The organism is Bacteroidales bacterium, assembly GCA_031275285.1.
In the GTDB taxonomy this organism is placed as follows: Bacteria; Bacteroidota; Bacteroidia; order Bacteroidales; family UBA4181; genus JAIRLS01.
In genome coordinates this window covers 1-10692 of the sequence record JAISOY010000005.1, presented here as the reverse complement: position 1 = coordinate 10692, position 10692 = coordinate 1, and the positions used below count along the sequence as shown (strand labels likewise).

Sequence of the window (10692 nt, the reverse complement as noted above, 5' to 3'; positions counted from 1 at the left end):
TCCGAAAATTTTGTATCGTCGAATAAAATAACTTTATTTAGATCACAAATAGTCCCTTTTATGATCACCTAAACGTTTTATCATGAAAAAATTGAATCTTATTGCTGTAATTTTTCTGTTTATGCTGGCAGCCTGTGGTGGAAATAAGCAATCGGGTAATCCGGACGATGCATTGATCACCGTCGATGTTATGGCAAGTTATCCCAAAAAAGAACTGATCCTTCAGGATTTTATGGATGTGGAATATATTCCGCTGGAAACAAATAATGAATTTCTTTGTGAAGGTTTCGTACAGGATATTGGTAAGCATACCATACTGGTAAAGAATTATAAAAGCGATGGGGATATTTTTGTGTATGATAGAACCGGAAAAGCCCTGAGAAAGATCAACCGTATGGGAAAAGGCCCTGAAGAATATAACTATGCTTTAGGAATTACCTTAGATGAGGAAAACAATGAGATGTTTGTTAACGACCATGCACCCAAAAAGATTATGGTATATGATCTGGAAGGTAATTTCAAGAGAAGTTTTAAACACAAGGAAGGTAACGGGTCACAATTTTATACTGATATATTCAATTATGATAAAGATCATCTGATCTGCTATGATGAATACAATAAAGAAATACCGTTTGTTCTTGTATCCAAACAGGACGGGAGTATTATCAAAGAAATTAAAATTCCGTTTAAAGAGAAAAAGGCAGCGGTTGCGATCAGGGAAGATGCAGCAAGTGGCATGACTTATTCTGTGAGTCCCGGTCCCTGTCGTTCAATAATTCCGTATAATGGCAATTGGATATTGTCAGAAGTTTCATCAGATACAGTGTATTCCCTTTTACCGGATCAAAACCTGCGTCCGTTTATCGTAAGAACTCCGCCCATAGAATCCTTAGATCCGGAAGTTTTCCTTATGTTGAGGTTATTTTCCGACCGTTATTACTTTATGGAAACCATTAAAAATGAATATAATTTTGATTCACGGAAAGGATTTCCGAAAACTTATTTTATGTACGACAGGCAGGAAAAAGCTTTTTCGGGATATATTGCTTACAATGGTGATTATTCAAATAAAAAAGAAATATACATGAGCCGTTTAAGACCTGTGAGTCATGAAATCGAATCATGGCAAAGTATAAATGCTGACGACCTTTTGGAATCCCTTGAAAATGGACATTTGAAAGGTAAACTGAAAGAAGTAGCCGAGGGATTGGAAGAAGAATCGAATCCGGTGATCATGCTGGTGAAACATAAAAAATAAATATATTTCATAAAAACACCCCAAAAGTTGGACACAAACTTTTGGGGTGTTTTTATAAATGGTTGGCTTTTTACAGTCAAACCGACATTATAATAGATATTTTCGATTTACAAATTCAGTGTTTTGTTTTTCGGATACTTCACATGATAAACCAATTTGAATGTCTGTGTTTCTCCCGGTTGCATATCATATTCCCAGGTAACCACACCCACATCTTCTTTGTTGAAGGAGGGGTGAGTCGTGTCTTTGGACAGTTCAACCGTCACCTCTTTATATGTAGAGATCGGATACTGGTCCTTTAACACCATCTTAATTGCTTTGTTCTGGTTGTTCCGTACCGTCAGCTGATAAGCAAATTCCTGTTTTACTTCATTACCCAGAAATCCGGTGCTGCTGAATTCTTTCATTTTTTCGCGTTTTACAGATACCCGTTTATCTGTTCCTAAGGTAAGCGAAAGGTTCTGATGGGTAGACGAAGCATCAATATATGTCTCGCCGACATAAGTCCCGTCGTAAGTGACATTGGCATTTCCGTTCAACAGGTTCAGTTTTTGCCAGTCGGCAATTTCAGCCAGCAGGTATGTTTCGGTATCGAGTTTCGGAGTACAGTAATACTTAAAGGTGGCCGGAATTTCCTGGTTCTTGAGATCAATACTCTGTTCTTTGCCGTTTCCGGGGATAGAATACGGGATATCGATATTGAATGAGATATTCAATTGGTTTTCCGATTGCGTCACATAATCGTCCATGCTGTTTTTCAGGGTAACTACTATGGCTCCGCCGGAAGCAGCCGTACCATAGGTATTCACAGCGGAAGATGCATCCAGTTGATGGATATCCCTGATCATAGACTGGTCAAGGGATTCAAAATAGCTGATATCAACGGGCACGCCATCCACCACATAAAGCGGGTTGGCCTGTGCCGGTTCGGCAGGTAATGCTATTGATTCTTCTACTTCCATGGATTCCGCCATTTTTCTGGGTGCATAGGAATAAGCATTCTGCATCATTCTGGACATTTTCTGGTCTTTAACCCCATAGGCAGGAGCCGGTTGGACATATTGCAAGAACCAGGTATGGAACAGAGGAGCTATCTTTCCTCCGCTGGGAACTGCAGTTGACAGGGTGATCTTTACCTGCTCCCAGTCTATTCCTGTTACCTGGCGGACTTTGGCTTTGGAAGTGATCTTGATAGGGGCGTCCGTTGACGTCACATTGATATCATAATAAGGGATCCAGCCTGCCGAAGATGTGTAATAACTGATGGTGAAATCACAATTCCCGTCAACGGGGGAGGAGAGGCTCAGTTTTAATATACCTGAAGTCTTGTTGTTTTTCAGTGATTCCTGCTCAAAACGTGCCGACAAAGTCTGGATATTTTTTCTGATCTGCTGTTCTTTTTCACGGTCAGTGCCAAGTGTTTTTTCTAATTCGTTGGCTTTGGATTTATAATAATCCATGGTTTTGATCAGTTCATCAATGCTTAATCCTGCTTCTGATCCCGATGCTTTTTTATCGATGCTTTTTTGCAGGATAGAAAGGAGGTTGTTATTGATTTTTATCTCTGTCATCACCTGTTCCAGCTGTTTTTGTTGCTCTTTGATCTCATCCTGTAATTTCTGGGCCTGGGGACTTAGTATTGCTTTGGATAAATAGTCTACCGAAAATTCGAACGAAGAAATAACCACTCCTTTGGTCGTTTTGATTTTAACACTATTACGGTCGATATTCGGACTTAAGCCGTCGATCCATAATTCATTGTTTCCTTTTACCAAAGCCGCTTTTGCCGAATGAACCAACTCAGCCCCCTGAAAAAAGACAGTAACTTCTTCTATTTTCGATCTCACATTTTTATTATCCATGGCGTTTGTTTTTAATAATATAACAGATGATAAAGCGATTGTATACAGAGTAATTGCTTTCATGATATGGTTGTTTTTAAAAGGTAAAAATACAATAAATACAGTCAATATTTGAATAAAACTGATCCTACTTTCTGATCGGATTCCTGAATTTCAGGCAGGTTTGTTCCTGAATTTTAAATTCTTTTTGTTCTCTTTTTCAGCTACTTTCAATAAACTCTGATAGATGGCGTCAATGACCAGGGACATTCTTGATATATCCAGTGTTTCCATGGTATCAGAAGGACGATGGTAATTTTTGTTCCGGTAAAATGCCGTATTGGTGACCATCAGGGCATCGTAATCCAGGCTCCAGTAGTTGAGGTGATCGGAAAAATCAATTCCGGGTAGCTTTGCCGGAGCCTTAATATTGTTCGTCCGGACTTCGGAAAGCTGATTGAAAGCAGAAGAAAAACGTTTTACGAATGCACCATGATCGGTTCTTTTCGCCAACAGGATAAAATCACCGGTTCTGCCGTAAGCTACTTTCATGGGTTTTACCGGATAGCTTTGCGAACCTCTTTCTTCACTGAAAAAACCGATCATTTCAATGGCAAGCATCCCGTACACAGATATGCCGCTTTCTTTTAACGATTGTGCATGGACATAGCTTCCCATATAAGGGGTCCTGAAATAAGGCGGTTCTTCCAATGAATAGGCAACCAGTTCGACAGGATGATCCAATGATTGACCTTTCATCATGCGTGCCAGTTCGAGTAACGCCACGACACCGCTGCCGTTATCGTCAGCCCCTTCCTGATCTCCACAGACATCGTAATGCGCCCCTACGACAATGAGCGGTTGCTGTTGAGTTCCAAACCGGCAAATTACATTTTTGTACGTTATCCCGTTGACCGTATATGTCTGGAACCATGTAGTATCGGCATATTTTCGGAAAACGGAGAGGATATATTCGGCTGTCCGATTCAACAGTTCCGGATTTTGGTAATTCCGGAACCCATCTGCTTTTGTGATCCTGCTCAGGTGTTCCACAATTAGTGTTGTGTCTGATTTTAAGACAGGTGCTTCTTCGGAATTAACACTGTATCCGTCAAAACCTATTTTACCGGTATTTTTATTGAACATGTGGGTAAGATGGATAAAGACCAGGGATAAAAAAATCCATTTCATGTGAAAATGTTTTATGTTGATACATGAACAGACCGAAATTAATCCATTTTAAGACATAGATATATTCATAATAGGTGAATGGTGGTTTTCAACGGGTAAAATACCATACGGAATATTTGTAGTTTAAATCAAAGTTAAAGATTCAAAGTTCAAGATTTAAGATTATAAGTAGAAAAGTTGGAATGTTTATAAAGTCGGAAAGTTAAAAAGTTCATAAAGTCAGAATGTTTAAAAAGTTATTTTCCATTCTCAATTACTGGCTAACGCTCACGAGACCGGCTATCGCCTGGGTTTTCCATTTTTAATTATTTTGTTTAATATTCAAATTTATTATTGATGGGAAAATACAAAAGAAAAAGAGTGCAATTTTTACCTTGCACCCTTATTGAGAAGCCGAATTGATGAATTTTTCCAATAGTATATTTTAACCGGGATTTCCTGTTATATCCATCGGGTAAGTGCGAAATCCATGCGGTGCGACATATCCTTATGTTTTGGGAACATACGGTATGAATAATTGAAAGTTCCCGATTCTTTCATGGTATGTTCCAGTTTGAAATACAGTTTTGTTCCTGCTTTTTTTACCCTGGGAATTTCTTTTGAAAAAACAAATTGATAAATTTGCTTGTCTATATCATATTGGGTCAGTACAAAATCAATTCCCAGATCCCCCTCCATTTCTCTCTTATCCAGTATTATATTAATAATAATCGTGTCTCCTTCCAGAAATAACAGATCGCCGGAAATTTCAGACCCATCTGTTTTTTTTACACTTATGGAATCCACATTGATTTGTTCCCAATTGGCCAGCGTATTTTCTTTCCAGGAAGATAATTCTCTGGCTTTCGAATAGTTTTCCTTTTCAAGAATTTTGCTCCGGCTCTGCAGAGGATGGTAAAATCTCTCAATATAATCATCGATCATACGCTTCGTGGTAAATCTGGGTGCAACATGTGCGATGGAATTTTTTATGTATCGGATCCATTCCGGGGAATAGCCTTTGGAATTTTTGGCATAATACAAGGGTAATATAACATGTTCGAATATATAGAAGATCGCAGTCGCGTCTATCTCATCCTGATAGGCTGTATTAGGATATATCTGCTGGTCGGATAGGCACCATCCGGCGTCTTCCCTGTAACCTTCATACCACCATCCGTCTAAAACCGAAAAGTTGAGCACACCGTTCATCAGGGCTTTTTCCCCGGATGTTCCGGACGCTTCCAGTGGTCGTGTAGGTGTATTCAGCCAGATATCCACTCCCGATATTAGTCTTTCCGCCAGAAGAATGTCGTAATTTTCAAGGAAAATGATCTTTCCTGAAAACTCCGGCATGTGGGATATATCCACCACTCTTTTTATAATGTCTTGTCCGGCATTGTCGTTTGGATGAGCTTTACCTGCAAAAATGAAATGTATGGGATGTTTTTCGTTGTTCACAAGTTTTGACAGGCGTTCCAGATCTGAAAACAAAAGGTGTGCCCGTTTGTAGGTGGCAAACCGGCGGGCAAAACCGACAAGCAGTGCATTCGGATTGAACTTTTCTATCATCGAAAAGATCTGTGATGGGGGCAACGGGGTCTTCAGGAACTCTTTCTTCATTTGGTTGGCTACATACTCCAGGAAACGCTTTTTTAACTGCAACCTTACTTCCCATAATTTTTCATCGGACACCTGATATATTCCCGACCATATCTTGGGGTTCGACATATCTTCATAAAATTGATCATTGAAGTTTTCTTCATACAGCGCTTTCATCTGGCCGGCTGCCCAGGACGGCATGTGGACACCGTTAGTGACGTAACCGACATGTAATTCTTCTGCAAAATACCCCGGCCATACCGGTTGAAACATAACACGGGATACTTTTCCATGCAAAAAGCTGACGCCATTGGCAGACAGGCAGGTATTAAGAGCAAAAACGCTCATACTGAATTTTTCGTCACTTCCGGGGTGTTCCCTTCCCATATCCATGAATTGCTGCCATGATATGCCTAACCGGGCAGGGAAACTTCCCATATATTTACCCAATAACCATTCTTCAAAATAATCATGGCCGGCCGGAACAGGCGTATGAACGGTATATAATGCCGATGCTCTTACCATCTCAAGTGCCTGGTTGAAAGTAAGATGTTCGTTCTCGATAAAGTGCAGGAGTCGTTGGACATTGATAAAGGCTGCATGTCCCTCGTTACAATGATAAATGTCTTTCTTTATACCCAGTTTATCAAGGAGTAATATACCTCCGATACCAAGCAGGTATTCCTGTTTTATTCTGTTTTCCCAGTCACCTCCATACAGCTGATGAGTAATCGGCCGGTCATATTCACTGTTCATTTCATTATCGGTATCAAGGAAATATAATTTTATCCTTCCTACATCAATGCTCCATACAAATGCATATACATCCCTTTCCGGATACGGAACGGCAAGGATCATCGGTCTTCCGTCTTCTTCCAGCACTTGCCTGACAGGTAGTTCATTGAAATTCTGGAATTCGTATATGGTTACCTGATGTCCGTCCGGAGAAATGTCCTGTGTGAAATAACCATAACGATACAACAAGCCCACTGCAGTCATATCGACACGACTGTCGCTTGCTTCTTTAAGGTAATCTCCGGCAAGGATACCAAGACCACCCGAATAATTCTTCAATATATGGGTCAGTCCGTATTCCATACTGAAATAAGCTACCGAAGGTTTGGACGGATCATATTCTTTTGACATGTAGTCTTCGAAAAGAGAGGAAACGTTTTTCACTTTCCTCATCAGGGATTTATTGTTCACTATCTGCTGGATCCGCTCAAAAGATAGCTTCTGTAAAAAAATGATAGGATTATAGTCACATTCCTGCCACAGGTCAGCTTCCAGATCAAAGAATAGGTCATGGGCATCCTTACTCCATACCCACCATAAGTTATATACGATTTTATTCAGGGACAACAGGTCGTCTGTCAGTTTCATTTTTGATTGAATCGTTCTCCAGACGGGATTATTAGTACGAGTTGTTTCCATATGAATGAATTAAAATTGATAATAAGGGTACCAATTTTTTATAACAGGCCACTCGTGTAATTGTTCATTATTTAGATTTGAATGGTTATAAAATTCATTTCTATAACAGATTTTTTTCTAATCCGTTTCTAATCTACTTCCAAAGAAGATGTAATCCTGTTTAAAATCCGGTCTAATGTAGGAAGCATACTTTTGTCGCATCAATAAGTATGATCATGAAAAAGTGTTTCCTGATAATGGTCGGTATGTTCCAACTGTTATCTATACAGGCTCAGGAGCGTAAAATAATAAAAGCCGGACCGGAGCAGATCGAGGCTTTATTTCTGGCGCAGAACCTGCAGCTCATTGCAGAACGATTAAATGTGGATATTGCGGATGCGGCCGTTATACAGGCCAGGTTATGGAATAATCCCGTTCTTTCATTATCACAGGTGAATTTATGGAGTACCGACTCACAGCGTGAAGGAGTGGATGACGTTATTCCGCCTTTATTCGGTTCTTTCGGTAAGAATACCGAATTTAGTGTTGAACTGAGCCAGCTGATCCGGACGGTAGGAAAAAGAAGAAAACTGGTACATCGGGAAAAGTTGGCTAAAGAAATTGCCCTGCAGGATTTTGAAGATGTATTAAGGGGACTCAAAGTAGAACTACGGAAAAATATTCATGAAATGATCTACCTGCAATCTTACCTTAATGTACTCAACAGACAGGAAGAAGTGTTGGAACGATTGATCGTTTCTCATAAAGCACAAATGTCATCCGGTAATATTTCAAAAAATGAAGTATTGAGGTTACAGGCGTCTTTATTGGAATTACAAAGTGAGACCAACGAGACACAGACGGAGATCAATGAAATGCAGAAAATGCTCAAAATTTTGTTACATGCCGAGGCAAATGTGTACATCGAGATAGAAGACATGACTGGTGTATGGTTAGATCCGGAGAATATATCGATTGTTCAGTTACTGGATTCCACTATCCACCGGCCTGATGTAATGTCGTACCAATTACAGGTGCAATACCATAATAGATCCCTTGCTTATGAAAAAGCACACCGGATTCCTGATGTGGAAATCGCTGCCAGTTACGACCGCTATGGGGGAGTCTGGAAAAACTTCGTAGGATTCGGAGTAAACGTCGAATTACCTTTTTTTAACCGGAATCAGGGCAATATCAAAACAGCCGGGATCCAACTTGAACAAAGCCGTTATCTTGCCGAACAGCAACAAAATATGGCTTTTCAGGAAGTAATGGCCTCATACAATGATTATGTAATGTCATATAATTTTTACCGGAAAATTCATGAAAATGAGTTTCTGGTTGAATACGAAACCATGATGGATGCTTATGTCCATAACCTGAGCAGTAAAAATATCGGAATGGTTGAATTCATGGACTTTTTCGATGTATATAAGGCCAACAAGCAAACCCTCCTGACCGCCAGGAAAAAAATGAATATATGTTTCGAAGAACTTCAGTATTACACCGGGAAGGAATTGAGAATTGAGAATTAAAAATTAAGAATTAAAAATTGAGAATTGAGAATTGAGAATTGAGAATGCATCTCACTTTATAAACTTTCAAACTTTCAGACTTTATAAACTTTCAAACTCTATAATCACGATGAAATTTCATAAAATAATCATACTCGGCCTTAGCATTCTTTTCCTGACCTGTTGTAACCGTTCCGTGAACGAAACGTTAAAAACAGAACACCAGGTACATCCGGCATTCGTGCAGTCTGTGGAAATACAGGAAGTTGTAAAGAGTCCGCTTCACGAGGAATTGACACTTACGGGAAAAGTGGAATATGATCCGGATAAGATCATTACATATACACCATTGGTGTCAGGTATGATCGAACGTACTTATTTTTCATTGGGCAATAAGGTAAAGAAGGGGCAGACACTTGCTGAGATCAGGAGCAATGAGCTGAGTGCCCAGCAATCCGAATATATATCCTTTCAGTATGAGGTGAAAATTGCCAAAAGGGAACTGGAAAGCGCCCGGTCCTTATATGAGAATAATATGATGTCTGAAAAAGAATACCTGGAAGCTGAAGCCCGCCTGAAGCAGTCAGAGGCATCCTTATACCGGATAAAAGCGGATATGTCTGTTTACGGCCAGGATAAAGGAGATGGTACTTTTGCTATCAAATCTCCCATGGACGGTTATATCGTTGAAAAAAACATTACGGCCGGCAGCCCGGTATCGCCGGAAAGTACACCGTTATTTACCGTAGCTGACCTGGGCACAGTCTGGATCATGGCCAATGTATATGCCAGCAATTTATCTTTTGTTGAAGAAGGAATGGAGGTAGAAATCAGTTCTTTATCATACCCTGGAGAGATTTTCACAGGAAAAATCGATGCGCTTTCCCAGGTGTTCGATCCGGAGGAAAAAGTATTAAAGGCGAGGATCAATATGCCTAACCCTGATCTGAAATTCAAACCGGAAATGTCTGTAATGCTCAGGGTAAAAAGAACTTCGCCGGAAGTATATGTCTCGGTTCCTACAGATGCTTTGATTTATGATAACAATAAGCATTATGTGGTCGTACAGGAAGTTTCGGGGAAGTATAACTTTAAGGAAGTATCCTTAAAAGGACATAACCGGCAGACGTCTTATATCTTTTCAGGAGTTGATCCCGGAGAAAATGTTGTGGTAAAAAATCAACTGTTGATTTATTCTTCCCTTAAAGAAATTTAATCTCATGCATAAATTTGTTGAAAATATTATTGCGTTTGCGCTTCGCAACCATGTTTTAGTATTGTTCCTTACCGTTTTATTATTTATTGCCGGGATTATCTGTTATAAACATACTCCCATTGAGGCTTATCCGGATGTCACCAATACCCGGGTAAGGATTATTACACAGTGGCCGGGAAGAAGTGCGGAAGAGGTAGAAAAATTTGTTACTTTACCAGTAATGCGGGTAATGAATACTATTCCGCGAAAAACAGATGTCCGTTCCACTTCTTTATTCGGGCTTTCCGTGGTAACCGTACTTTTTGAGGATGGCGTCGATGACTTTTATGCACAACAGTATGCATCCAACCGGATGCAGGACCTGAACCTTCCCGACGGAGCCTCGCCCTCTATCGATCCCCCATCCGGTGCGACGGGGGAAATATACCGGTATGTTTTGAGAAGCGATTTGCCTATCCGTGAAGTAGCTGCCATCAATGAATGGGTAGTGGAACGCGAGTTATTATCGGTTCCCGGTGTAGCAACTATTGCCAGCTTCGGTGGGGAGGAAAAGATTTATGAGATCAAGGTTGACCCTACGGAGCTGAACCATTACGACCTGTCGCCGCTGGAAGTGTATGAAGCGGTATCGAGGAGTAATATCAATGTAGGTGGTGATATCATACAGAAAGGGAGTCA

Annotated in this window: 7 protein-coding genes; 4 read left to right on the top strand and 3 right to left on the bottom strand. The window is 40.2% G+C overall.

The features are described 5' to 3' along the window. Positions 1-82 precede the first annotated feature (82 nt). A complete protein-coding gene (locus LBQ60_00795; protein MDR2036439.1) occupies positions 83-1258 on the top strand; it encodes a 6-bladed beta-propeller in 1176 nt (391 codons plus the stop codon). Between the two features lie 107 nt (positions 1259-1365). Here LBQ60_00795 and LBQ60_00790 read toward each other — a convergent pair whose 3' ends face one another. From LBQ60_00790 to glgP, 3 genes are all read right to left on the bottom strand, one after another. Then, positions 1366-3183, bottom strand: coding sequence for a mucoidy inhibitor MuiA family protein (locus LBQ60_00790; protein ID MDR2036438.1), 1818 nt, complete (start codon positions 3181-3183; stop codon positions 1366-1368). A gap of 90 nt (positions 3184-3273) precedes the next feature. Beyond that, positions 3274-4290 (bottom strand): M28 family peptidase, encoded by a 1017-nt coding sequence (locus tag LBQ60_00785; protein ID MDR2036437.1) that lies wholly within the window; start codon positions 4288-4290, stop codon positions 3274-3276. A 441-nt stretch (positions 4291-4731) separates the two neighbouring features. Further along, complete coding sequence (gene glgP, locus LBQ60_00780; GenBank protein ID MDR2036436.1) at positions 4732-7305, bottom strand: alpha-glucan family phosphorylase; 2574 nt, start codon at positions 7303-7305, stop codon at positions 4732-4734. Positions 7306-7520: 215 nt separating this feature from the next. Here glgP and LBQ60_00775 point away from each other — a divergent pair, with 215 nt between their 5' ends. The 3 genes from LBQ60_00775 to LBQ60_00765 form a co-directional block, all read left to right on the top strand. Then, positions 7521-8819, top strand: a complete 1299-nt coding sequence (locus LBQ60_00775) for a TolC family protein (protein ID MDR2036435.1) — start codon at positions 7521-7523, stop codon at positions 8817-8819. A gap of 109 nt (positions 8820-8928) precedes the next feature. Continuing rightward, positions 8929-10014: an efflux RND transporter periplasmic adaptor subunit gene (locus LBQ60_00770; GenBank protein ID MDR2036434.1), complete on the top strand. Its 1086-nt coding sequence runs from the start codon at positions 8929-8931 to the stop codon at positions 10012-10014. A gap of 4 nt (positions 10015-10018) precedes the next feature. Next, positions 10019-10692, top strand: a 674-nt coding sequence (locus LBQ60_00765; protein ID MDR2036433.1) for an efflux RND transporter permease subunit, incomplete at its 3' end; no start/stop codon positions are given.

Coding starts and splice junctions, on each gene's coding strand:
- LBQ60_00770 (MDR2036434.1), top strand. CDS start 8,929: ATGAAATTTCATAAAATAATCATACTCGGCCTTAGCATTCTTTTCCTG.
- LBQ60_00785 (MDR2036437.1), bottom strand. CDS start 4,290: ATGAAATGGATTTTTTTATCCCTGGTCTTTATCCATCTTACCCACATG.
- LBQ60_00790 (MDR2036438.1), bottom strand. CDS start 3,183: ATGAAAGCAATTACTCTGTATACAATCGCTTTATCATCTGTTATATTA.
- LBQ60_00795 (MDR2036439.1), top strand. CDS start 83: ATGAAAAAATTGAATCTTATTGCTGTAATTTTTCTGTTTATGCTGGCA.
- LBQ60_00775 (MDR2036435.1), top strand. CDS start 7,521: ATGAAAAAGTGTTTCCTGATAATGGTCGGTATGTTCCAACTGTTATCT.
- glgP (MDR2036436.1), bottom strand. CDS start 7,305: ATGGAAACAACTCGTACTAATAATCCCGTCTGGAGAACGATTCAATCA.